This is a genomic window from Bacillus sp. EKM202B (assembly GCF_011066025.1).
GTDB lineage: Bacteria > Bacillota > Bacilli > Bacillales > Bacillaceae_G > Bacillus_A > Bacillus_A toyonensis.
Window position 1 is genome coordinate 99,272 of record NZ_JAAMNK010000002.1, and the last position, 23,655, is coordinate 122,926.

Below are 23,655 nucleotides of genomic sequence, written 5' to 3' on the forward strand. Positions count from 1 at the left end.
GGCAATACCCCCCACTGATTATAGTTTCACTTTATAAAAAAGGAATTGCCCATTCGAACAACTCCTTTTCCTTATTTAAACAAGCTCTTTAATACGTATGCGATCGTTCCCAATAATATTTTCGTACGTTTCACGTTCCACAACAATTTGCGATGTGCCACCTTTCGCAAAGACGACGGCTGGTCTCCGAATTCGATTATAATTATTCGCCATCGAGTACCCATATGCTCCCGTACAAGAAATTGCTAGTAAATCAGAAGAAGCAACTTTCGGTAGATTAATATCCCAAATTAGCATATCTCCACTCTCACAGCATTTCCCAGCAATTGAAACGAGTTCCTCATTCTCATCATTTCCTCGATTCGCTAACATCGCTTCGTAACGAGCGCTATATAAAGCCGGTCTTAAGTTATCTGTCATTCCACCATCGACGGATACATATTTCCGAATGCCAGGAATTTCTTTCACAGATCCAACTGTATAAATTGTCGTTCCCGCATCACCTACAATACTACGACCTGGTTCAACCCATATTTCTGGCAATGGATATTCACATACTGTAAATTGTTCTCTCACTGCACTTGTTACAGCTCGCACATATGTCTCAAGAGTTAATGGTGTATCTGACTCTGTATAGCGTATTCCAAATCCTCCGCCTACATTTAATACTTTTACTACATAGTTCGTTTGCTCTCTCACCTCTTCTAAAAATTTACGAAGAACTTCAATCGCTCGAACAAAACCAGCCGTTTCAAATATTTGTGATCCGATATGTGAATGAATCCCTAACACATTATAATTTGATTTTTGTAAAGCAAGCCCAATTGCCTGCATCGCTTGACCATTTGAAACGCCAAATCCAAATTTTGAATCCTCTTGGCCTGTCGTAATATATTCATGTGTGTGCGCCTCTACTCCAGGCGTTACACGAATTAATATGTTTACAAATTTCCCATGTTGCATTGCTAAATCGTGTAAAACTTCTAATTCCAAGAAATTATCTACTACAAAACAACCGATATTCGCCTGAAGAGCCATCACTATCTCTTCTTCTGTTTTATTGTTTCCATGAAAATGAATACGTGATGCTGGAAATCCTGCTTGGAGCGCAGTATATAATTCCCCACCCGAAACAACATCTAATGACATGTTCTCTTCACGAGCTACTCGGCACATCTCCATGCACAAGAACGCCTTGCTTGCATATGCTACTTGATAAGAGAAACCACTTTCTTTAAAAGCACGATGAAACGCACGACATTTCCCTCGAATAGACTCTTCATCGTATACATAAAGTGGTGTTCCGTATTGTTTTGCTAGCTGCGTCGTATCGCACCCTCCAATTTCTAAGTGTCCTTGCCCATTGATTCGGCTTGTGCCGTGTAAATACATTTGAATTCCTCCCTTATTTCCTCTAAAACTCATAACCCCAATCTTCTATTCATTGCAGCACGCTTTTAGATAGACAAAAAACGCGCGGAACAATGTTCACACGCGTTTCTTATTAGGAAAAATATATATTGAAAAAATAAACAAGTTGTTATCTTCTCAAAATAAGAAACCGCATCAACATCTCCAAATAGCTCTCCATAAAATAAATCTTATGACAGTACTACATTTATTCAATGCAGTCCCAATATATGAATAAGGTGGTTATTCTTATATTTCGGCAATAGTCCCTTTCAACCCATGGTCACAGATTCCACTAAATCTCCCATAGCTTACTCTTTCCTATCGCGGCCTCTACCTTTGAGAGTAGATGAGGTAAGTCTATTTAATTTTCAAACATCTAATTGTTGCTATTAACAATACCAAAGGACCATTTTATTTGTCAAACAATTTTTTATATTGTTTTTTTACAGTTTAATTTCGTATCATTTGGTAAGCGCTTTACTATTATCTTCGTTACTTCCCATTCGCCTTCTTCATTATTAAACGTAATAGTTACTTTTTCAAATGGTGGAACAATTTTCCCACCAATCTGTTCGTACTTCGTCACTTCAATAACCGTTTGAAATAAATATGTACCACTATACACTTTTTTTAAACTAATAATTTTAGGACATTGATAAGGTTTCAAACTCCCATATTGTTTTTCAATTGCTTTATTTATTTTCGGAAATAAAACAGAATAAAGTGCATCTTCCATAAGAGGTGCATCATACTGAGCTACTGATACACTCGGTGAAGCAAAGAGTATAAAAATACTGCACATTATAAGATAAAATAATTTTCGCATTATAACCTCCGCACCATTACGCGATACTTTCTATGTTTAATGAATTACAATAATCGCGCATAGAAATTCTATTTTATTGTCTCCTACTTCTCTTTTTCTACTCAATTGTTACAAAAAAAGCCCACAACCCTCTTTAATTTTCGTATAATGATACTCATAGTATAATAATCATAATAACAAAAGACTGTTCGTATATATAAAGTGAGGCGCTAATCAAACCGGCTCGCAAGAACTGTCATGCTTTCTAGGAGAGGAGTATATTATGCTACAACATCTGTTTCCAAAATTACGATTTGCACTCGTTGCAGTCGTTTTATTATGGATTAAAACATATATTGTGTACAAGCTAGCGTTTGATATTAAAATTGATAACTTCTTTGAAGAATTTATGCTGTTTATTAATCCACTAGCTGCGTTACTTTTATTTTTCGGTTTAGCTTTATTTGCATCTAAGCATCGAAATCGAATTATAATTGGAATTAGTTTTATACTGTCATTTATTTTATTTGGAAATGCAATGTTTTATGGGTTTTATAACGATTTCGTTACCTTCCCGGTTTTATTCCAAACAAATAATATGGCTGATTTAGGGACGAGCATAAAAGAGCTCTTTACGTACAAAACATTACTTTTATTTGCAGATGCAATTATTTTAATGTTTATTTCACGTGAATTCCCATCATTTGGTGATAAAACACCACTTTCACGATCTGAGAAGAGAACTTTCTTTAGCGGTGTAACTGCGTTATTAGCACTACAAATTGTTGTTTCAGTTATTTATAAGCCACAAATGTTCTCACGCTCATTTGACCGTCAAACTGTCGTGAAAAATTTAGGGTTATACACATATCATCTATTTGATATTACGCTTCAATCTAAGTCTTCGGCTGAACGTGTATTCGCAAGTGGCGACGGATTCTCTGAAATTAAAAACTATACAGATGCAAAAGATAAGCAAGTTGATAAAAACTTATTTGGAGCTGCAAAAGGTAAAAATGTAATTTTAATTTCAATGGAATCTACACAAAGTTTTGTTATTAATAAAAAAATAAATGGAAAAGAAATTACTCCATTTTTAAATGAATTTATTAAAGATAGTTTTTATTTCGATAACTTCTATCATCAAACGGGACAAGGTAAAACTTCTGATGCTGAATTTATCGTTGAAAATTCACTTTATCCGTTAGACCGTGGTTCTGTATTCTTTACTCATGCAACAAATGAGTATACTGCCACACCAGAACAATTAAAGAAATACGGATATTCTTCTGCTGTCTTCCATTCAAACGATAAAACGTTTTGGAATCGTGACGTAATGTATCCTGCGCTTGGTTATGACCGTTACTTTAATTTAAATGATTACGTAGGTACGGAACAAATGTCTGTTGGTTGGGGATTAAAAGATAAAGAGTTCTTTGAACAATCTATTCCAAAGTTAAAATCTTTACCGCAACCGTTCTATACAAAATTTATCACTTTAACAAACCATTTTCCATTTCTTCTAAATCCAGAAGATCAATATGTTGATGAGTTTAATTCGGACAGTGGTGTTTTAAACCGCTACTTTCCAACTGTTCGTTACACGGATGAAGCTCTTAAATTATTTATTAAACAGTTAAAAGATGAAGGACTGTATGATAATTCAGTTATTGTCATTTATGGTGATCATTACGGTATTTCTGAAAACCATAACGCAGCTATGGCCCAGTTCCTTGGGAAAGACGCTATTACACCGTTTGATTCTATGCAATTACAACGCGTCCCTCTCATTATTCATGTGCCAGGTCAAGAAGGAAAAACGATTTCTAAAGTATCCGGTCAACTTGATATTAAACCAACGCTCCTTCATTTACTTGGGATTAAAACAAATCAATCCGTTGAATTTGGAACGGACTTATTTATTAAAGAAAAAGATCCACTTATGGTAATGCGTGATGGTAGTTTTGTTTCGGAAGATTATGTTTATACAAAAAACATGTGCTATAAACGAAATACAGGTGAAGAAGCTGCTATATCACTATGTCAGCCGTATATTGAAAAAGCAAAAACAGAATTAAAATTATCCGATAAACTCATTTATGGAGATTTATTACGTTTCGATCCTAACAATCGATATAAAACCGGAACAATGACAACAAAATTTGAATAGTGCAAGAAGCAACTTTATAAAAGTTGCTTCTTTTTCTACTTATTTTCCAAATCATTCTCCCATGAAATCTTTCACAAATTGGTAATTTCTTTCGTATGAGGAAGAAATTTATGGTATGATAAAATAAGTAAACTTTCATACACTAATTAAGAATTTATTACAGAAAGCAAGGGATCAGATTTTGTATAGAGCAGCTATTCCAAACTTATTTACGCTCGGAAATTTATATAGCGGATTTTTATCAATCGGCTATGCATCTTTAGGATATTATAAATCAGCTGCTATTTTAGTACTTATCGGGATGATGTTAGATAGTCTTGATGGTCGTGTTGCTCGTTTATTACGCGTTGATTCACAAATGGGAAAAGAGCTTGATTCACTCGCAGATGTCGTAACATTTGGTGCAGCACCAGCTGTTTTAATGTATTACACATCTTTCTCAAACTACGGAATCATCGGATTATACATAGCGGGATTATTCCCTCTTTTCGGAGCATATCGTTTAGCACGATTTAATGTAACACCATCTTCTACTTCAATGAAATATTTCACTGGAGTACCGATTACAGCAGCGGGAGGGCTTGTTGCTTTCTTAACATTATTTTCACATACCATTCCCAAAATCGTTCTTATTACAGTCTTTGTAACGTTCGCATTTTTAATGGTGAGTCGTATTCGTATCCCAAGTTTAAAAGATGTACCAATTCCAAGATATAGCATCATTATTACATTATTTTTAGTTGGAATCATTATCACAATGTATCAAACAGGGATCGGTAATTTTTCTGTTTTCTTATTCATTGCTATTCCACTATATATTTTGTATATGCTATCTCAATTTATTAGACAAAGACCGTCTAAAAAAGCGAATAAAGAAAAATAAGAAAAACAAAAACCTTCCGTATTCGGAAGGTTTCTTTTTATCCCGCTATTTGCGGACAACCTGATTAATCGGGAGGCCTTACAAATGAAAGTCTCACTTTATTTTGTAACTAATACTTTTGGATTTACAGGTGTTACAGGGTCTTCACCGTTTAATACAGCTAAAATATTTCTTACTGCCATTTCAGCCATCGCATCACGAGTTTCGAATGTTGCATTCCCTACGTGAGGAGCAAGCACCACATTCTTTAATCCTTTTAGTTCTTCCGTAATTTTCGGTTCAAATTCAAATACGTCAAGAGCTGCTCCTTCAATTTCTTTCGTTTTTAATGCATAAGCAAGTGCTAATTCATTCATAATTGGTCCACGCGAAGCATTTATAATATATGCTGTCTTCTTCATCATTTTAAACTGTTCTTCATCGATCATATGATGTAATTTTGGATTATAGGCACAGTTAATTGTAATAAAATCTGCCGTTTGTAACAGCTCTTCTAATGTTACATATGTCGCTTCTAGTTCAACTTCAGCTTCAAGCTTACGATTTGGTCCTGTATATAAAACGTTCATTCCAAATGCTTTCGCACGCTTTGCAACTGCCTTCCCGATTTCGCCAAGACCGATAACTCCAATTGTCTTACCGTGTACTTCGCGGCCCAAGAAAAATAATGGCGCCCATCCGTTAAATCCAGTTGTACGACATAACGTATCTCCTTCAGGGATTCTACGTGCTGCTGCTAAAAGAAGTGCAAATGTTAATTCTGCTGTCGCTTCAGTTGATACTTTCGGTGTATTCGTTACCGTAATCCCTTTTTCTCCTGCATGCAAGTAATCAATATTATCGTAGCCAGCACCATAGTTTGCAACAATCTTTAAATTAGGTGCCGCATCTATAACTTCTTTCGTCACCTTTGTAGAAAGTAAGCTTAACAATGCATCTTTATCTTTTACACGCTCTGTTAATTCATCTAAAGAAATTAACTCTTCTTTATCATACATTTCTACATCATGATCTTTTAATAGTTCTAATCCGATTTCTGGAATTTTCCCTGCTACTAATATTTTTGCCACTACTAACACCTCTTCTATAGAAAATAAGATATCTCTTATATTTCATTGTAAGAAATCCACTTATAAAAACCAAGGAATTTGATTATAGTTTTGAAAATCGACACTTTCCCATGAAAAAAGAGGAGATGCAACTCCCCCCTCTTCTTACGCTTTTTCCTGCGATTCTTTTCCGAGCTTTACATCAATTGTTCCTTCTGCAACTGTATCGCTAATTTGCTCCTCAATAACTGATTGAGATGCAGCATTCGTTTCAGAAGTATAAGCTTGTTGCTGTGCACCTTGTACATTTTGTTTATTTTGTTGTTTCGCCATTTCTTACCCTCCTTTTTTTCTTTCTTATTTTGAACAAAAAGGAAGGTTTTCATCAAAAAATCGTGGGTCATTTTATAATTGTTACTTCTTCTTCAAGTAGTTTCATTACTCTTGCTCGTTTCGTAAATGTTGCGATATGAGTAATACCATGATTTCGTAATGTTTGCACATTTTCTTTTACGTATTTCCCTAAATCTTTCGGATAATGAGCATCTGAAGAAATAGTAATGGGAACATCATGTTTAGCTAACACTTGTAAATACAGTGGACTCGGGCACATTTCCCGTACAGGATAACGATAGTACAATCCCGCATTTATTTCTGTTGCGGTATTGGTTTCTACTAATGCACGGGCTATTTTCTTATAATAAGAAAGCTGTTCATTCTCATCCAACCTGTAATTAAATACTTTTATGTTATCAAGGTGGGCTATAATATCAAATAATTCGGAACGAACTGCACTCTCAACTGTTTTGAAAAACGTATCATATAGTATATGTAAATCATGCTCTTCAAAATATTCTTTCGTATCTGGATTATCAAACCCCCAGCCGTTTAAAAAATGAACAGACCCAATTACATAATCAAAGTCTCCTAGTGCTAACAATTCTTTTAGCTCTTCTTCACAGCCAATAAAATAATCCGCTTCAATTCCAAGTTTAAGTGTAACGCCTCTTTTACTCCATCGTTCTTTCGCCTCTTCAATCGACTTTGTAAAATCGTATAGTGAAACTACTCTTACTTGGTCTAACCATTCCTTCTGTAAACGCCCAAGCTTCGAATCACTAATATTCACATATTTTTCATAATATACTTTCGACTCATGAAAGCGGTATAAATGATCCACAATCCCAACTTCTTTTATACCTTTTCGCAATGCCTCTTCTAAATATAAATCAATCCATTTCGCTGTAAATGGTCCTTCCTTCACACGTCTTTGCAGGCGTTCTTGCGTCTTCATAAGCCATTCGATAGAATGTCTTTCTTCTTGAAGCGGCTCATAATATTGTAGCGTTTCATTTATTTTTGCAAGCCAACCTATTGAATAAGGCCCTTCTTCTAAATGAAGATGATAATCCACTTTCATACATATTCCCCCTTATAACGTATCTATTTCTTTTCGTTCCCCTACTCTCGAAAGCTTTCCATTTCTTTCTTTCACTTCTTCCATAACCTCTTCTAGTGAAATGTTTTTTTCGGCTAATAGAACAAAACAGTGATAAAACACATCAACCATTTCTTTTACTAGTTCTTTTTTATCATTATTTTTAGAAGCAATGATCACTTCAGAGCACTCTTCCCCAATTTTCTTTAAAATTTTATCTTCTCCTTTTGAAAATAAATAATTTGTATATGATTCTGGCACTGGATTTTCCTTTCGGTCTTCAATTGTTTCAAATAATAATTTAAGGACATCTTCCATCTTCATCCCCCTATATAACTTTATAATGAAAACATGTTTTCTCTCCCGTATGACAAGCAGGTCCTACTTGCTTTACAACAACTACAATTGAATCTTGATCACAATCTAAATAAAGGGATTGAACATACTGCATATTGCCCGATGTTTCTCCTTTATTCCATAACGATTGTCTTGAGCGAGAATAAAACCACGTCCTTTTTGTTTCTAACGTCTTTTCATACGCTTCTTCATTCATGTAAGCGAGCATTAAAACTTCTTTCGTATCTTCCTCTATCACCACTGCTGGTAATAACCCTTTTGAGAAGTTAGGCTTCATAGTCGCACCTCAACGTTTGCTTCTCTTAATTTTCTCTTTACATCCTGCACAGTCTCTTCACCATAATGAAAGATTGATGCTGCTAGCGCTGCGTCGACTGTTGTCTTTTTAAATACCTCTATAATGTGATCCGCATGACCACATCCTCCTGATGCAATTGCCGGGACGGAAACGCTACTTGAAATTGCTTCTGTTAACTGAAGATCGTATCCATCCTTCGTTCCATCTGCATCCATACTCGTTAGCAAAATTTCTCCTGCCCCTAATTGTACGGCGTGCTTCGCCCATTCGATTGCATCCATTCCTGTATCAACCCTCCCGCCATTTACGTATACATTCCATTTACCTTCTGCTACTTTTCTAGCATCGATTGCTACGACAATACATTGCGAGCCAAAATGTTCTGCACCTTCCTGAATTAGTTTTGGATTCCGTACTGCTGCTGAATTAATTGAAATTTTATCCGCACCGGCTCGTAGCAGATTGTATATATCTTGAACATTAGAAATCCCCCCGCCTACTGTAAGAGGAATAAATATTTTTGAGGCAGTTTTTTCTACAACATCTATCATCGTTTTTCGCCCTTCATGTGTCGCAGTAATATCTAAAAATACAATTTCATCTGCTCCCGCATCATTATATAAAGCCGCTATTTCAACAGGATCACCGACATCTTGTAATCCTATAAAATTTACACCCTTTACGACTCGCCCTTCTTTCACATCTAGACATGGAATAATTCGTTTCGCTAACATAGCTTTGTTACCTCTAGCACTTCTTCTAAATCAATTGTATTCTCGTAAAGAGCCTTACCAATGATAACACCATGTATATTCATATCATTTAACCTTTTCACATCTTGAATAGACGCCACTCCTCCAGAGGCAATGAGACGAATACCCACACTTTTTTGCAGTAACCCTAATTGCTCAAAATTTGGTCCTGCAAGTGTCCCATCTCTCGAGATGTCTGTAAATACAATCGTTTGAACACCTACACTCTCCATTTGCTTCGCTAAATGAATATAAGAAATTTCAGACACATCAAGCCAACCTCTAGTTGCTACGAAACCATTTTTCGCATCAATTCCAACAATTATTTTCTCTTTATATAGCCGAACTGCTTCCTCTAAAAATGACTTATCATAAAGAGCAGCTGTTCCTAAAATGACTTTTTCTACACCTACTAACAATAACTTCTCCACTGCTACAAGCGATCGAATCCCTCCTCCAACTTGCACAGGAATACGTACCGCCCTGCATATTCTTTCAATGATAAACAAATTTAAAGACTCTCCAGCAATTGCACCGTCTAAATCAACAATGTGTAATATTTTCGCTCCAAGCTTTTCAAATATGATCGCTTGCGCAACCGGATCTTCATTCATAACCGTTTCTTTACTAAACTCTCCTTGATAAAGTCTGACACATCGCCCTTCTTTTAAATCGATAGCTGGGAAAATTTCCATGCTTCTACCACCCCTTTAAAATTCTTTAAAATTTGTATTCCGACTTCCCCACTTTTTTCAGGGTGAAACTGCGCTCCAAATACATTTCCTTTCGCTACAAAACCAGGTACTTGCACCCCATACTCGCTTGCCCCATACACAATCCCCTTTGGACAAGCTGCATAATAAGAGTGGACATAATATACGAAAGAACCGTCTTCTATTCCATTCCAAAGTGGTATTTCTCCTTCTTTCTTCAATTCATTCCATCCCATATGTGGAATTTTATAAGGCACTTTTAATTTCCGAATAACACCTGGCAATAAACTTAATCCGCTACAGTCTTTTAATTCCTCACTTTTTTCAAATAAAAGTTGCATACCTAAACATATACCAAGGAACGGTTTCCCTAAATTCCCAATCTCTTTTAGCACAAATACTAATTTTTTTTCTTCTAGAACGTCCATCGCTTTCGGAAATGCCCCTACTCCTGGTAAAATAACGCCATCACTTCTCAATATTTCCTCTCTATCATCCGTTACGATATACTCTGCTCCAATATATTTTAATGCCTGTTCCACACTACGAATATTTCCCATCCCATAATCTACAATAGCAATCAATTACAACATCCCCTTCGTTGAATTTACACCAGTAATGTTGTCATTTTTTTCGACTGCCTCTCTAAGCGCTCGACCAAATGCCTTAAATAAAGCTTCAATTTTGTGATGTGTATTACTTCCGTATAAAATACGAGCGTGTAACGTAATATTTGCTGCATGAGCAACTGCTCTAAAAAACTCTTCCGTTAATTCTGTGTCAAAATCGCCTAATTTCGGATTTGTTAACTCGCCTTGAAACACAATATAGGAACGTCCACTTATATCAATTGCGACAAAACCTAAAGATTCATCCATCGGTACATATGCGGAACCGTACCTATTAATACTCTCTTTATTTTGCAATGCTTCTTTCAAGCAATTTCCGAGTACAATTCCAACATCTTCAACCGTGTGATGTGCATCGACAAACACGTCACCTTCAGCTTCAATTTGTAAACCAAATCGTCCATGCCTTGCAAATAAAGTTAGCATATGATCAAAAAAACCTACTCCTGTTTGAATAGAAACATTCGCACTTTCATCAAGCTGCAAACTTAATTTAATTTTTGTTTCTGTCGTTTCACGTACTTGACTCGACTGTCGCATTATTCTTCCTCCTCAAATCTCATTTGGACTGCTCTTGCGTGTGCATATAAACCTTCTTTATTTGCCAGTTCTACAATATGATGTTGTACATTTTTTAACGCTTCCTCTGTATAAGAAAGAAAGCTTGATTTTTTTACGAAATCATCGACTGATAACGGGGAGAAGAATCTTGCTGTTCCACTTGTCGGTAAAACGTGATTCGGTCCTGCCAAATAATCGCCGAGCGGCTCTGGTGCATATGGCCCAAGGAAAATAGAGCCTGCATGTTTCACATAAGCTAGAGCATTCATTGGCTCTTTTATATGTAACTCTAAATGTTCTGGAGCAATTTCATTTGATAACTTTAGTGCCTCATCTAAAGAAGAAACGATAAAAATGGCTCCATTTCTTTTGATTGATTCACGAGCGATTTCACTTCTTGGTAATGTTTCTAACTGTCTTTCTATCTCTCTTCCTACTTCTTTAGCTAGTTCTATATTCGTTGTAATACAAATCGCTGTTGCCCTCTCGTCATGTTCTGCTTGCGATAATAAATCAGCAGCGATATATTTGGCATTGCCTGTTTCATCAGCGATAACTACAATTTCTGATGGCCCAGCAATCATATCGATATTTACTATTCCGTATACTTCTCGCTTCGCTAAAGCGACGTACAAATTTCCCGGTCCAACTATTTTATCCACTTTCGGAATCGATTCCGTCCCATACGCTAAAGCAGCGATTGCCTGGGCACCACCAGCCATATAAACTTCATCTACACCTGCAAGACCTGCGGCAGTTAATATATGCGGATCAATTCCTCCTTGCCTTGGCGGTGTTACCATTACAATTTTTTTCACACCTGCCAGTTTGGCTGGCAATACATTCATTAATACTGAAGAGGGATACGATGCCTTCCCGCCTGGCACATATACACCTACATTTTCTAACGGTCTAATGAGCTGCCCTCTAATTATCCCATCACTTTCGCAATCAAACATAGATTGCCTCTTTTGCTTTTCATGATATGAGATAATGTTTTTCTTCGCCTCTTGTAGCGCCTCTAAAAAAGAAAGTTCTACAAACGCACTTGCTTGTTTTATTTCTTCTTCACTTACACGAAAATTTTTAACATCCGCACCATCAAGCTTTTTTGTATAGAAAGATAAAGCCTCATCTTTACTTTCTCTTACGTTTTGAACGATTTCCCTTACACTTCTTTGAACAGTTTCTTCTATTATATTAGCGTTTTCTCGCAACACTTTTATTTTTGATAATGCCTCCTTGAAGTCTTCATAAATGATCTCCATTGTAAGCCCTCCTATTTCCCTGATAAAATTTCTTGCTCCATCATATTTATAATACTGAATATTTCGTCTTTTTTAGTTTTTAAAGCTGCCTTATTTACAATCATTCGAGCGGATATAGAATACATTTCCTCAAATACAATGAGCCCATTCTCTTGTAGTGTTTTTCCTGTTTCAACAATATCAACAATCGCATCTACTAATCCAAGAAGCGGAGCAATTTCTACAGAACCTTCTATTTTTATGATTTCTACATCTTCTCCCTTTTCGTGAAAATAATTGGAAGTGATGTGTGGATATTTCGTAGCAATTCGTTTCTTTCGGTAACTCTTCGGATTATACGTAGGAATAGAAGCGACACAAAATTTACACATACCCACTCCTAAATCCAACATTTCATATATATCTTTCTCGTTTTCCATTAAAATATCTTTTCCAACGATCCCAATATCAGCTACTCCATGTTCTACATAAGTAGCAACATCAACCGCTTTTACTAAAATAAATGAAATATTTGTATTTTTACTTTGAAAGACAAGCTTTCTCCCTTTATCTTTAAGCTCTGAACAATCAATTCCAATTTTCTCAAACAGCGGAATAACATGTTTCTCTAATCTTCCTTTCGTTAACGCAATTTGAATGTTACGCATGAAGTCTCCCCTTCTTTCTGAACGACCCATTTCTCTTTCCATACATATTCCACCAATGATTCATTCCTTGCCTCAACGACCGTTACTATTTTATTGTTTCTTGCAAATTGAAATGTGTCGTTTAAATTAGAGAATAAAGATAACTGGGCATTCTTCCCGTCCTTTCGAAGTAAGTTTCTTAACCTTTCAGCTTCCTCTAATCTATTCAATTCATAATGTATCATCATATCTATTGGCTCTCGTTCATAAGATTCTTGTTGCTCTTGAAGTGCCTTGACTATTTGATTTACTTGCACCGCGAGGCCAACCGCTGACACCATCTCTCCAAAATTCCCAATTAACTCATCGTATCTTCCACCACTAACAATCTCTTCTCCAATTTCATATATATACCCTTTGAAAATAATACCCGTATAATAGTCCAAATGTTGAATCATGCCTAAATCAATGGATATGTAAGGTCCATAGCCTAGCCTTTCAACCGCTTCATATATTTCTTTCACTCTTGCAATGGCCATTTTCATTTCATTACTTGAGGCGAGTTTTTCTGCTTCCTCAATAACCTCTAAATTCCCAAATAACCTTGGTAATTTCTCAAGTAATTTTACTGTTTCATCGCACCGATCTAATTTCTTTTCTCCGATAAAATTTGAGAGAGCAGCATAATTTTTGCTTTCTATATACGTTCTAAGTACTCTCTCTTCTTCATCATGAATAGAGAGCTTTTTTACAATACATTTATATAACTCTACCTGCCCAATTTCGATTGTAAAAGATTGTACCTTCAACCTTTGTAGTGCTTGCATTACACTTATCACACATTCAATTTCAGCTCTTATATTATCAATCCCGATAATTTCAATACCACTTTGTACAATTTCATTATATTTTCCAGACAGAGACTCATTCGCCCGAAATACATTTCCACTATATGTCACCTTAAGAGGCGTATCCCACCTTTGCGTTCCAATTACTCTCGCTAAAGGAATCGTCATATCTGGTCGTAACACGATAATCCGTCCCTTTTCATCAAAAAATTTATACATCTTCTCTTCATCTATCGGCCGATTTTGAAAAGCAAAAACATCATAAAATTCAATTGTAGGTGTCCTTATTTCCTCATAGCCTCTCTCTAAAAATGTATGTCTTAATTTTTGTTCCACCTCTTCAATTAACGTACATTCTTCAAATAAGTAATCTCTCGTTCCATTCGGATTTGCCCGCTTCCACTTTGTCATCTGAATTCACACGCCCTTCCCTTTCTAATGTATGCCCACTCCATTCACCCAAACCGAAAATAAAAAGAGCCTTGTAGACAAAATACCTACAAGGCTCTTTAGTAGAGTGTAGGTACAACGGGAATAACCCTTGTGCCTACACGTTTTCACGTTAGGTTCAAGGGTTTCATGTATGATGATGTAGTTGTGTAAGCATTTTAATAGATTGTACGATATTCATAATACTTACTCCCTTTCTCCTCTGATTTTTCCATAGTATATAACAGTTAATTCTGAATGTAAATACATTTTTAATATTCCGTTATTTCTTAATATAAAGCTACTTTTCTTTCATACTCTTCAATTTCTTGTTCATATTGCATCGTAATGGCAATTTCATCTAGACCATTTAATAATTTTTCTTTCCACATTTTCTCGATTGTAAAATGAAACCTGTGCGTATTTGTAGTAATGACTTCATTCTCTAAATCGACTTCCATTTGATCTCTCGCATTTATTGTAGCAAGTTGTTCACGCATCTCTTTATCCATTACAATCGGTAACATACCATTTTTCATACAATTCATATAAAAAATATCTGCAAATCCCCCTGCGATAATAACGCGGAAACCATAATCAGCAAGGGCCCACGGAGCATGCTCTCTTGAAGAACCGCATCCAAAATTATCACCTGTAATTAATATACTTGCTCCCTTTCGTTCTTGTGCATTAAGGGGAAAATTAGGATTTTCATGGCGCTCATTATCGTAACGCCACTCATCAAATAAATACTTTCCAAATCCTGTCCTTTCAATTCTCTTTAAGTATTGTTTCGGAATAATTTGATCTGTATCAATGTTATCATTCATAAGTACTGCGGCAGTACCTTTATGAATACGAAATGGCTCCATCGTAACTCTCCTTTCTAATATCAACAAAATGCCCATATAATGCAGCAGCTGCTGCCATAGCTGGACTTACTAAATGTGTTCTTGCCCCTTTCCCTTGCCTTCCTTCAAAATTACGATTTGAAGTAGACGCACAATGTTCTCCTTCAGGTACTTGATCTGGATTCATCCCAAGGCACATTGAGCATCCAGGCTCTCTCCATTCAAACCCCGCTTCTTCAAATATGTGATGTAAGCCTTTTTGCATTGCCCGCTCTCTCACACTTTTTGATCCTGGTACAACGAGTGCCCGCACACCTTCTTTTACCTTTTTCCCTTTTACAACGGATGCAGCAATTTCTAAGTCAGATAAACGTGAATTTGTACAAGAACCAATAAAGACATGCTTAACAGGAATTTCAAACGTACTTTGTTCAGGACTCAATCCCATATATGAAAATGCTCTTTCATCATTTTCGTTATGCTTTTCTGGTAACTTTTCATCAATAGGAACACCCATACTAGGATTTGTTCCCCAAGTTACGTATGGAGCTAGACTCGTAACATCTATTGAAATATGTAAATCATAAATCGCATCTGAATCCGTATAAAGCTCCGAACATTTTTCCGTGAAAGATTCATAGTCTTTTGGTGCATATTTACGCCCTTTTACATAAGAAAATGTTTTTTCATCCGGTGCAATAATGCCTGCTTTCGCTCCTCCTTCAATTGCCATATTACAAAGTGTCATTCTCTCCTCCATTCCCATATCACGAATCGTCTCTCCGTAGAATTCCATTACATACCCAGTCCCAACCGCTACACCGTACTTTGAGAGAAGATGTAAAATAATATCCTTTGCATAAACGCCTTTCGGTAACTTTCCTGTTAATTCAATCCCCATCGCTTTCGGTTTTCGTTGCCACAACGTTTGAGTTGCTAATACATGTTCTACTTCACTCGTACCAATACCAAACGCTAGCGCACCGAAAGCACCGTGAGTTGCTGTATGGCTATCACCACAAACAATCGTTTTCCCTGGTTGTGTGAGTCCAAGTTCCGGCCCGATAACATGAACGATTCCTTGCTCTTCATCACCAATATCAGCTAATCGCACCTCAAATTGTTTACAATTTTCACGAAGTGTATCCAATTGCTGCTTCGCAATGCGATCGGTAATATTCCAAATATCTTTCGTTGGAATATTATGATCCATCGTTGCAAACGTTAATTCCGGTCTCCGAACAATTCGATTTGCAAGCCGCAAGCCTTCAAAGGCTTGCGGTGAAGTTACTTCATGAATAAGATGAAGATCGATATATAATAAATCCAATCCATTTTCATTTGTTGTAACTACATGTCTTTCCCAAAGTTTATCTAGCAACCTTTTCCCCATTATCTTCCTCTCCCTACTAGTGCCTGCTCTTCCATTTCTTGAACAACCGCCTTCGTAAATGAAGTTGTCGTCTCATCTCCCCCAATATCAACTGTACATTTTCCAGATTGAAGAACTGCAGAAATTGCCTCTTCAATCGCATATCCTTCTCTCGTTAATCCAAATGATTGCCCAAGCATCATCGCAACCGAACGCATCATCGCAATTGGATTCACTTTATTTTTCCCTGCAATATCCGGTGCTGAACCGTGAATAGGCTCATATAAAGAAGGCCCGTTTTCCGCATGACTCGCTGATGGAAGCATTCCTAATGACCCTGCTAATACAGAAGCCTCATCACTTAAAATATCACCAAACAAATTCTCTGTTACGATAACATCAAATCTCTTTGGGTTCCGAATTAACTCCATAGCAGCTGCATCTACTAAAATATGCTCTAACTCAACATGAGGATAACGAAGAGCGACTTCTTCCGTAACAGTTCTCCATAATTTACTAGATTCTAAAACATTCGCCTTATCAATAGACGTTACTTTTTTCGATCTCTTACTCGCTAATTGAAAAGCATAAGAAACGATACGTTCAATTTCATGACGATGATACGTAAGTGTATCCGTTGCGACTTCTTCCGTTCGCTCTTTCGGATAAGAAAAATAAATACCACCTGTTAATTCACGAACGACAACGAAGTCAATTTCATCAGCATTTTTTAATGGGGATAAATGCGAAGTTGAGCTTTCTACCGTTACAGGGCGAACATTCGCAAATACACCAAGTCCTTTTCTTAAAGCTAATAATCCTTTCTCCGGTCTTTCTTTCGCACCATCCCAACGAGGTCCACCAACTGCCCCAAGTAAAACCGCATCACTCGCTAAACAAGCGGCAAGTGTTCGCTGTGGTAATGGTTGCCCCGTTAAATCAATAGCAACACCACCAAAGTGCTCATCTTGCAAATGAAAATGATGCCCATATAGTCTCTCTACCATATGCAATACTTCCTTTGCACTTTCCATAATTTCCGGGCCGACACCATCACCAGCTAAACAAACGATACGTTTTTCCAATTTTAACACTCCTTTTAACTGAATTTTCAGAACTTTATTTTGATAGGTGAGGAAAGCTTCACTCACCTATCAAACCCTTATTTTACAAGCGCTATAAACGATTTCAATTTTCCAGCTGCATGAACATATGCTCTCGCCGATGCTTCCAATACGTCTTGCGCAACACCAAAACCTGATACTTGATGCGTTCCTTCTTTTAATTCAACATGAACATGAGCAAGTGCGTCTTGACCTTGTGTAATAGATTGTATGCGATAATCTGCCAATTCACATTCTAATCCTAAAATTCTTTGAATCGCATTGTATATCGCTTCAATACTACCAGAACCAGTGGCTGCATCTTCATATACATTTCCTTCCTCATCCTTCAGCACAACTGTTGCGCATTGTGTACTATTTGATACGAAATGCACTTGTAATTGCGTAATGTTATATTGCTGGGCTGCAAATGCTGCTTCACCAAGCATAATTGCGCGTAAATCTTCCTCAGTAATTTCCTTTTTACGATCCGCCAATTTTTTAAATGCTTCGAATGCCGCATCTCGCTCTTCATTTGTAAATTCATAACCAAGCTCTTTCATTTTTTCCGTAAACGCATGACGGCCAGAATGTTTCCCAAGTACAAAGAGATTTTGAGATTCTCCTATAAGCGCTGGTTCGATAATTTCATAAGTTGTTACTTCTTTTAGAACCCCATCTTGGTGGATGCCTGATTCATGAGCAAATGCATTCGCTCCAACGATTGCTTTATTTTTCGGTACAACCATACCCGTTAACCTGCTTACTAATGTACTCGTTGCCTTAATCTCTTTTAAAGTCATCGAAGGTTCTGCTTTATAAAAATCTTTTCTAATATGAAGAGCAACCGCAACTTCTTCTAACGCTGCATTCCCTGCTCTTTCTCCAATGCCATTAATCGTTCCTTCTACTTGCAATGCTCCGCCTTCAACCGCAGCTAACGAATTTGCCACCGCCATCCCAAGATCATCGTGGCAATGACAAGAGAAAATCGCTTTTTCATATGAAGGAACGGATTCTTGTAAGTATTTAAATAAGGAATAGTATTCTTCTGGGTTCGTATAACCTACTGTGTCTGGAATATTGATTACATTCGCTCCTGCACGAATCGCAACTTCTACTGCTTCAGCTAAAAAATCTCTTGATGTTCTTGTCGCATCTTCTGCAGAAAATTGCACTGTCGGAAATAAAGATCTCCCAAGCGTAACCGAGCGATAAATACTATCTAACACATCTTCTTTTGACATACAAAGTTTATATTTCATATGAATATCACTCGTAGCTAAAAATACATGTAAACGAGGAGATACAGCACCTTTCACAGCTTCATATGCTCTTCGAATATCACTTTCTTTCGCTCTAGCTAAACTCATAACTGTAGCATTTTGAATGGTATTTGCGATGCGCTTTACCGATTGAAAATCGCCTTCGGAAGCTGCTGCAAAGCCAGCTTCCATGACATGAATACCTAGTCTCTCTAATTGCCTTGCAATTTGCAATTTCTCTTGTTCATTTAAATTCACTCCTGGTGATTGTTCGCCATCACGTAGCGTCGTATCCATGAACAAAATCTGCTTCATATTATTTGACCCCTGCCTTTACTCGCGGCTGTACGAAAGGCATCATTTCACGTAATTTACGTCCAACTACTTCGATTTCATGTTCATTCTCTTTCTCATTTGTCGCATGGAAATTTGGTTTTCCTGCTTTATGCTCTGCAATCCAACCTCTTGCAAATGTACCATCTTGAATTTCGGCTAGCACTGCACCCATCGCTTTCTTCGTATCTTCCGTTACAACACGTGGTCCTGATACGAAGTCGCCCCACTGCGCTGTATCTGAAACTGAATATCTCATATTTTCAAGTCCACCTTCATACATAAGGTCAACAATAAGTTTCAGTTCATGTAAACATTCAAAATATGCAAGTTCAGGCTGGTATCCTGCATCAACTAGCGTTTCAAATCCAGCTTTTACTAGCGCAGTTACTCCGCCGCAAAGTACAGCTTGCTCTCCAAATAAATCTGTTTCTGTTTCTTCTTTAAACGTCGTTTCTAATACGCCCGCTCTCGTCGCTCCAATTCCATCAGCATAAGAAAGTGCCTTTTCAGTCGCAACTCCTGTTGCATCTTGGTATACTGCAAATAATGCTGGAACAGCACCGCCCTCACTAAATGTACGGCGTACAAGATGTCCTGGACCTTTTGGTGCTACTAGAAATACATCTACATTCGCTGGTGGTTTCACTTGATCAAAGTGAACATTAAATCCGTGTGCAAAAACGAGAGAATTTCCTGCCTTTAAATTTGGAGCAATTTCCGCCTCATATACTTCCGGTTGCAGTTCATCCGGTAGTAAAATCATTACTACATCAGCCTGCTTTGCTGCTTCTGCTACTGTATATACAGAAAATGCATCTTCTTTCGCTTTATCCCAAGACTTACCTTTTCTTAAACCTACTACTACATCAAATCCGTTATCACGTAAGTTTTGTGCATGCGCATGACCTTGTGAGCCGTATCCGATGATCGCAACTTTCTTTTCTTTTAATACATTTACCGTTACATCTTTTTCATAATATACTTTTGCCATTTTCATTTCCCCCTATATTTAAATGATTATTGAATTAACATAACTTGCTTATCTTGCTTTTTCATACTACGTGTAAATGCTGTTACACCTGTTCTAGCAATTTCTTTCAAACCGTATGGACGAAGTAATTCAATTAACGCTTCTACCTTCTCCTGCGTACCTGTTACTTGCACAACTATGGAATCCTTCCCAACATCTATTACAGCGGCTCGAAATGGCTCAATTAAACTATATAATTCTGCTCTTGCTACAGACGTTGCGACTTTAATAAGTGCCAATTCTCTAGCAATCATTGCTTCTTCTGTAATATCTGATACTTTCAAAACATCAATTTGTTTATGAAGTTGTTTAATTAACTGCTCCACTTGCTGTTCATTTTCAACGTGTACAACAATCGTCATCCGCGATATGTCCGATGATTCCGTATGACCTACTGAAATACTTTCAATATTAAAATGTCTTCGTGTCATAACACCTGTAATTCGGTTTAACACACCACTTTGATTTCGAACTGTTGCTGTAACAATTCTCTTCACCTTTTTTCCACTCCCTCCATTTGGTGAACACCTTTCCCTGGCGCAACCATCGGCATTACCTTTTCTGATTGAAGTACACGGCAATCAATTACGACTGGCTCTTGTAATTCAATCGCATGCTGTATTTGCTTCTTTGCAAGAAGTGGATCATCTATGCGAATTCCTTTTATGCCATACGCATTCGCAAGAGCGACGAAATCTGGTTGGCACGATAGTAAAGAGTGCGAATATCTTTGATTATAAAATTCATCTTGCCATTGTCTTACCATTCCTAAAGCTTCATTATTTAAAATAAAAACTTTAACAGGCAAAGAATGTTCTTTTAAGACACTTAATTCTTGCAGAGTCATTTGAAACCCAGCGTCACCTACAATTGCAATAACTAGTTCTTCTGGCTTTGCAATTTGTGCACCAATTGCTGCTGGAAATCCGAATCCCATCGTTCCTAATCCTCCAGAAGTTACCCATTTATCTGGATTTTTCAACGGATAATATTGCGCTGCCCACATTTGATGTTGCCCAACGTCTGTTGTTACAATCGCTTCTCCTTTCGTAATTTCATATAGCATATCAATTGCGTATTGAGGTTTAATACTTTCAGGATTTCGTTTGTAAGAGAGTGGATATTTTTCTTTTCTACCCTTTAATAAAATGAGCCATTCATGATGATTTTCTTTCTTCCCTTCTGATTGAAGTAATACTTTCAAAGCTCGCTTAGCACTTGCAACAATAGGAATTTCAGTCGGCACATTTTTTCCGATTTCTGCTGGATCAATATCGATATGTGCAACAGTCGCCTCTTTAGCAAAATAAGCTAAATTCCCAGTAAGACGATCATCAAATCTCGCACCAATATTGATCAGTAAGTCGCATTCATATAGCGCCATATTGGCTGTGTAAGAACCATGCATTCCTCCCATCCCTAGAAATAGTCCATCATCTGGCGGAAAACCACCAAGACCAAGTAACGTATGCACAACAGGAATTTCATATTTACGAGCAAAACTTGTTAATTCTTTCGAAGCTTTCGCATGCAATACACCTGCTCCAGCCAAAATTAACGGTTTTTTTGAAATCTCAATTGCTTGTAATAATTTGTTTATTTGGAGTAGATTCGGTTCATAATTAGGGTTGTACCCTGGTAAATCCATTTGCACGTCACTACATCGTTCCCCTTGTTCTACTACCATATCTTTCGGAAGATCAATTACGACTGGACCTGGTCTTCCTGTTCTAGCGATATGAAATGCTTCTTTAATAATTCGAGGTAAATCCGAGGCCTTTCGCACTTGATAATTATGTTTTGTCACTGGCATCGTAAGCCCCATAATATCCGCTTCTTGGAAAGCATCACTTCCAATTAACGTTGTTGCTACTTGCCCTGTAAATACAACAAGTGGCAATGAATCAATCATCGCATCAGCTAGACCAGTAATAACATTTGTAGCACCAGGCCCGCTTGTTGCAATTACAACCCCTGGATTTCCAGTAATTCTGGCATACCCTTCAGCTGCATGAATGGCCCCTTGCTCATGCCTTGTTAAAATATGCGGAATTTCACAGTCATAAAGCGCATCATAAAGAGGTAAAACGGCACCACCCGGATAACCGAAAATCACTTCTACGCCTTCCTTTTCTAGCGCTTCTAACAATAGCTGTGCACCAGTTGCCAGTTTCTCTTCCGTTTTTGAAGACATTGTTCTTATAAGCCCCCTTTTAAAAAAAATTTATAAATTAAAAAAATCCTACGTCCACACTCCAGCTATGTGCTGAAGGGACGAAAGATTTCGCGGTACCACCCTTCTTCGCAAGAATACTCTTGCCTCAGTGACCCATAAATGAGTCTAGCTAATAACGGAGCTACCGTCTAAGCCTAACCAAATGCTTCAGCTTAGCACTCAAGGGCGATGTTCGTCGACGTGAACCATCGGTTTCCAGCAACCACCGACTCTCTGTGAGGCTTCACAATCAACTACTCCTCCCTATCAACGCTTTCTCATTTCATAAAGAGTTATTATCCAACTTTATTTTCTTCGTAAATTTTCTCTCCATCTTCTACAACTAATTTACGGAATTCTTCTAGTAAACGATTCGTATGTAGTCCCGTTTTTCCTAAACCAATCGTCCTACCATCTACTGTCGTAACAGCAATAACTTCAGCAGCTGTTCCTGTTAAAAATACTTCATCAGCTACATATACATCGTGTCTTGTAAATAACTCTTCTCTTACGTCATACCCAAGTTTTTCGCCGATTTCTAAAATTGCGTTTCGTGTAATACCTTCTAACGCTCCAGCAGAACTTGGTGGTGTAATTAATTTATTTCCTTTTACAATAAATACGTTATCTCCTGAACCTTCAGCTACGTATCCTTGATCATTTAACATAAGTGCTTCTTGTACTCCAGCTAATTTCGCTTCAATGCGAACTAAAATATTGTTTAAATAATTTAAAGATTTTACTTGAGGTGATAAAACATCTGGTCGATTTCGGCGCGTTGCAACTGTTACAACTGGAATCCCCTTTTCATAATATTCTTGTGGGAATAAAGATAGTTGTTCTGCAATTACTACTACATTCGGTGTCTTACAAGAATCAGGATCTAACCCAAGATTTCCTGCTCCTCTCGATACAACAAGGCGAATGTATCCATTAGATAATTTATTTTGTCGAATCGTCTCAACAACAATATTCGTTACTTCATCTAACGAATATGGAATTTCTAACATGATGGATTTCGCTGATTCATATAACCGGACAAGATGCTCTCTCAAACGGAAAACATTACCGCTATAAACTCTAATGCCTTCAAACACTCCATCGCCATATAAATAGCCATGATCATATACTGAAACTTTTGCTTCGTCTTTTGGAACAAATTCTCCATTTAAGAAAATCCATTGTTCGTTCACTGGAAAGCGCCTCCTATGTTCTATGAATTTTTTATTGTTTCCTAGTTTACT

At 37.2% G+C, this 23,655-nt stretch carries 24 protein-coding genes, 1 riboswitch and 1 other annotated feature; of the genes, 2 read left to right on the top strand and 22 right to left on the bottom strand.

Annotated elements, in window-relative coordinates:
- Nucleotides 1–75: 75 nt before the first annotated feature.
- Both lysA and G9F74_RS03745 read right to left on the bottom strand, forming a co-directional pair.
- The gene (gene lysA / locus G9F74_RS03740) at nucleotides 76–1,392 is read right to left on the bottom strand and encodes a diaminopimelate decarboxylase (protein ID WP_000280670.1); all 1,317 of its coding nucleotides are present in this window, start codon (nucleotides 1,390–1,392) and stop codon (nucleotides 76–78) included.
- Nucleotides 1,393–1,572: 180 nt separating this feature from the next.
- Nucleotides 1,573–1,754: riboswitch (Lysine riboswitch) on the bottom strand.
- An 89-nt stretch (nucleotides 1,755–1,843) separates the two neighbouring features.
- Nucleotides 1,844–2,239 carry a DUF3888 domain-containing protein gene (locus tag G9F74_RS03745; RefSeq protein WP_001228518.1) on the bottom strand — a complete coding sequence of 132 codons (396 nt, stop codon included), beginning with the start codon at nucleotides 2,237–2,239 and terminating at the stop codon, nucleotides 1,844–1,846.
- Between the two features lie 262 nt (nucleotides 2,240–2,501).
- On the opposite strand from G9F74_RS03745, the gene G9F74_RS03750 reads away from it, so the two are divergent.
- Nucleotides 2,502–4,388: an LTA synthase family protein gene (locus G9F74_RS03750; RefSeq protein ID WP_016108076.1), complete on the top strand. Its 1,887-nt coding sequence runs from the start codon at nucleotides 2,502–2,504 to the stop codon at nucleotides 4,386–4,388.
- Between the two features lie 181 nt (nucleotides 4,389–4,569).
- Nucleotides 4,570–5,271, top strand: coding sequence for a CDP-diacylglycerol--serine O-phosphatidyltransferase (gene pssA, locus G9F74_RS03755; protein WP_000285424.1), 702 nt, complete (start codon nucleotides 4,570–4,572; stop codon nucleotides 5,269–5,271).
- A 98-nt stretch (nucleotides 5,272–5,369) separates the two neighbouring features.
- Here the strand turns inward: pssA and G9F74_RS03760 are convergent, their stop codons facing one another.
- The 20 genes from G9F74_RS03760 to ilvE form a co-directional block, all read right to left on the bottom strand.
- The gene (locus G9F74_RS03760) at nucleotides 5,370–6,341 is read right to left on the bottom strand and encodes a 2-hydroxyacid dehydrogenase family protein (RefSeq protein WP_016108075.1); all 972 of its coding nucleotides are present in this window, start codon (nucleotides 6,339–6,341) and stop codon (nucleotides 5,370–5,372) included.
- 144 nt (nucleotides 6,342–6,485) lie between these two features.
- On the bottom strand, nucleotides 6,486–6,653 hold the full coding sequence (locus tag G9F74_RS03765; RefSeq protein WP_001118878.1) for a YozQ family protein: 168 nt from the start codon (nucleotides 6,651–6,653) through the stop codon (nucleotides 6,486–6,488).
- 67 nt (nucleotides 6,654–6,720) lie between these two features.
- Complete coding sequence (locus tag G9F74_RS03770; RefSeq protein WP_016108074.1) at nucleotides 6,721–7,740, bottom strand: histidinol phosphate phosphatase domain-containing protein; 1,020 nt, start codon at nucleotides 7,738–7,740, stop codon at nucleotides 6,721–6,723.
- A 12-nt stretch (nucleotides 7,741–7,752) separates the two neighbouring features.
- Nucleotides 7,753–8,076 carry a phosphoribosyl-ATP diphosphatase gene (hisE, locus tag G9F74_RS03775; protein ID WP_016108073.1) on the bottom strand — a complete coding sequence of 108 codons (324 nt, stop codon included), beginning with the start codon at nucleotides 8,074–8,076 and terminating at the stop codon, nucleotides 7,753–7,755.
- Nucleotides 8,077–8,086: 10 nt separating this feature from the next.
- On the bottom strand, nucleotides 8,087–8,392 hold the full coding sequence (gene hisI, locus G9F74_RS03780) for a phosphoribosyl-AMP cyclohydrolase (RefSeq protein ID WP_000803970.1): 306 nt from the start codon (nucleotides 8,390–8,392) through the stop codon (nucleotides 8,087–8,089).
- On the bottom strand, nucleotides 8,389–9,147 hold the full coding sequence (hisF, locus tag G9F74_RS03785; protein ID WP_016108072.1) for an imidazole glycerol phosphate synthase subunit HisF: 759 nt from the start codon (nucleotides 9,145–9,147) through the stop codon (nucleotides 8,389–8,391). The genes hisI and hisF overlap by 4 nt, the downstream gene beginning before the upstream one ends.
- Nucleotides 9,141–9,860 (bottom strand): 1-(5-phosphoribosyl)-5-[(5-phosphoribosylamino)methylideneamino]imidazole-4-carboxamide isomerase, encoded by a 720-nt coding sequence (hisA, locus tag G9F74_RS03790; RefSeq protein WP_016108071.1) that lies wholly within the window; start codon nucleotides 9,858–9,860, stop codon nucleotides 9,141–9,143. Before hisA ends, hisF begins: the two co-directional genes overlap by 7 nt.
- On the bottom strand, nucleotides 9,833–10,462 hold the full coding sequence (hisH, locus tag G9F74_RS03795) for an imidazole glycerol phosphate synthase subunit HisH (protein ID WP_016108070.1): 630 nt from the start codon (nucleotides 10,460–10,462) through the stop codon (nucleotides 9,833–9,835). The genes hisA and hisH overlap by 28 nt, the downstream gene beginning before the upstream one ends.
- On the bottom strand, nucleotides 10,463–11,047 hold the full coding sequence (hisB, locus tag G9F74_RS03800; protein WP_016108069.1) for an imidazoleglycerol-phosphate dehydratase HisB: 585 nt from the start codon (nucleotides 11,045–11,047) through the stop codon (nucleotides 10,463–10,465). It lies immediately after the preceding gene.
- Nucleotides 11,047–12,336, bottom strand: a complete 1,290-nt coding sequence (hisD, locus tag G9F74_RS03805) for a histidinol dehydrogenase (RefSeq protein ID WP_000402922.1) — start codon at nucleotides 12,334–12,336, stop codon at nucleotides 11,047–11,049. The genes hisB and hisD overlap by 1 nt, the downstream gene beginning before the upstream one ends.
- An 11-nt stretch (nucleotides 12,337–12,347) precedes the next feature.
- Complete coding sequence (gene hisG, locus G9F74_RS03810) at nucleotides 12,348–12,983, bottom strand: ATP phosphoribosyltransferase (protein ID WP_001244463.1); 636 nt, start codon at nucleotides 12,981–12,983, stop codon at nucleotides 12,348–12,350.
- Nucleotides 12,959–14,221, bottom strand: a complete 1,263-nt coding sequence (locus G9F74_RS03815; RefSeq protein WP_016108068.1) for an ATP phosphoribosyltransferase regulatory subunit — start codon at nucleotides 14,219–14,221, stop codon at nucleotides 12,959–12,961. Before G9F74_RS03815 ends, hisG begins: the two co-directional genes overlap by 25 nt.
- A gap of 308 nt (nucleotides 14,222–14,529) precedes the next feature.
- Entirely contained in the window at nucleotides 14,530–15,111 is a 582-nt protein-coding gene (leuD, locus tag G9F74_RS03820; RefSeq protein ID WP_000433199.1) for a 3-isopropylmalate dehydratase small subunit, read from the bottom strand.
- On the bottom strand, nucleotides 15,089–16,483 hold the full coding sequence (gene leuC, locus G9F74_RS03825; RefSeq protein WP_016108067.1) for a 3-isopropylmalate dehydratase large subunit: 1,395 nt from the start codon (nucleotides 16,481–16,483) through the stop codon (nucleotides 15,089–15,091). The genes leuD and leuC overlap by 23 nt, the downstream gene beginning before the upstream one ends.
- Complete coding sequence (gene leuB, locus G9F74_RS03830) at nucleotides 16,483–17,547, bottom strand: 3-isopropylmalate dehydrogenase (protein ID WP_000415349.1); 1,065 nt, start codon at nucleotides 17,545–17,547, stop codon at nucleotides 16,483–16,485. Before leuB ends, leuC begins: the two co-directional genes overlap by 1 nt.
- A 77-nt stretch (nucleotides 17,548–17,624) precedes the next feature.
- Nucleotides 17,625–19,145 carry a 2-isopropylmalate synthase gene (gene leuA / locus G9F74_RS03835; RefSeq protein ID WP_016108066.1) on the bottom strand — a complete coding sequence of 507 codons (1,521 nt, stop codon included), beginning with the start codon at nucleotides 19,143–19,145 and terminating at the stop codon, nucleotides 17,625–17,627.
- Between the two features lies 1 nt (nucleotide 19,146).
- Entirely contained in the window at nucleotides 19,147–20,157 is a 1,011-nt protein-coding gene (ilvC, locus tag G9F74_RS03840; protein ID WP_016108065.1) for a ketol-acid reductoisomerase, read from the bottom strand.
- Between the two features lie 26 nt (nucleotides 20,158–20,183).
- The gene (gene ilvN / locus G9F74_RS03845) at nucleotides 20,184–20,693 is read right to left on the bottom strand and encodes an acetolactate synthase small subunit (RefSeq protein WP_000822948.1); all 510 of its coding nucleotides are present in this window, start codon (nucleotides 20,691–20,693) and stop codon (nucleotides 20,184–20,186) included.
- On the bottom strand, nucleotides 20,690–22,390 hold the full coding sequence (ilvB, locus tag G9F74_RS03850) for an acetolactate synthase large subunit (RefSeq protein ID WP_016108064.1): 1,701 nt from the start codon (nucleotides 22,388–22,390) through the stop codon (nucleotides 20,690–20,692). Before ilvB ends, ilvN begins: the two co-directional genes overlap by 4 nt.
- Before the next feature lie 73 nt (nucleotides 22,391–22,463).
- Nucleotides 22,464–22,691, bottom strand: a binding site (T-box leader).
- A gap of 16 nt (nucleotides 22,692–22,707) precedes the next feature.
- A complete protein-coding gene (gene ilvE, locus G9F74_RS03855) occupies nucleotides 22,708–23,604 on the bottom strand; it encodes a branched-chain-amino-acid transaminase (RefSeq protein ID WP_001005499.1) in 897 nt (298 codons plus the stop codon).
- Nucleotides 23,605–23,655: the final 51 nt, after the last annotated feature.

Coding starts and splice junctions, on each gene's coding strand:
- ilvC (WP_016108065.1), bottom strand. CDS start 20,157: ATGGCAAAAGTATATTATGAAAAAGATGTAACGGTAAATGTATTAAAA.
- leuD (WP_000433199.1), bottom strand. CDS start 15,111: ATGGAGCCATTTCGTATTCATAAAGGTACTGCCGCAGTACTTATGAAT.
- G9F74_RS03815 (WP_016108068.1), bottom strand. CDS start 14,221: ATGACAAAGTGGAAGCGGGCAAATCCGAATGGAACGAGAGATTACTTA.
- leuC (WP_016108067.1), bottom strand. CDS start 16,483: ATGGGGAAAAGGTTGCTAGATAAACTTTGGGAAAGACATGTAGTTACA.
- hisB (WP_016108069.1), bottom strand. CDS start 11,047: ATGCGACAGTCGAGTCAAGTACGTGAAACGACAGAAACAAAAATTAAA.
- G9F74_RS03770 (WP_016108074.1), bottom strand. CDS start 7,740: ATGAAAGTGGATTATCATCTTCATTTAGAAGAAGGGCCTTATTCAATA.
- hisI (WP_000803970.1), bottom strand. CDS start 8,392: ATGAAGCCTAACTTCTCAAAAGGGTTATTACCAGCAGTGGTGATAGAG.
- hisF (WP_016108072.1), bottom strand. CDS start 9,147: ATGTTAGCGAAACGAATTATTCCATGTCTAGATGTGAAAGAAGGGCGA.
- hisA (WP_016108071.1), bottom strand. CDS start 9,860: ATGGAAATTTTCCCAGCTATCGATTTAAAAGAAGGGCGATGTGTCAGA.
- leuA (WP_016108066.1), bottom strand. CDS start 19,145: ATGAAGCAGATTTTGTTCATGGATACGACGCTACGTGATGGCGAACAA.
- hisG (WP_001244463.1), bottom strand. CDS start 12,983: ATGCGTAACATTCAAATTGCGTTAACGAAAGGAAGATTAGAGAAACAT.
- ilvB (WP_016108064.1), bottom strand. CDS start 22,390: ATGTCTTCAAAAACGGAAGAGAAACTGGCAACTGGTGCACAGCTATTG.
- hisD (WP_000402922.1), bottom strand. CDS start 12,336: ATGGAGATCATTTATGAAGACTTCAAGGAGGCATTATCAAAAATAAAA.
- hisE (WP_016108073.1), bottom strand. CDS start 8,076: ATGGAAGATGTCCTTAAATTATTATTTGAAACAATTGAAGACCGAAAG.
- lysA (WP_000280670.1), bottom strand. CDS start 1,392: ATGTATTTACACGGCACAAGCCGAATCAATGGGCAAGGACACTTAGAA.
- G9F74_RS03750 (WP_016108076.1), top strand. CDS start 2,502: ATGCTACAACATCTGTTTCCAAAATTACGATTTGCACTCGTTGCAGTC.
- G9F74_RS03745 (WP_001228518.1), bottom strand. CDS start 2,239: ATGCGAAAATTATTTTATCTTATAATGTGCAGTATTTTTATACTCTTT.
- G9F74_RS03765 (WP_001118878.1), bottom strand. CDS start 6,653: ATGGCGAAACAACAAAATAAACAAAATGTACAAGGTGCACAGCAACAA.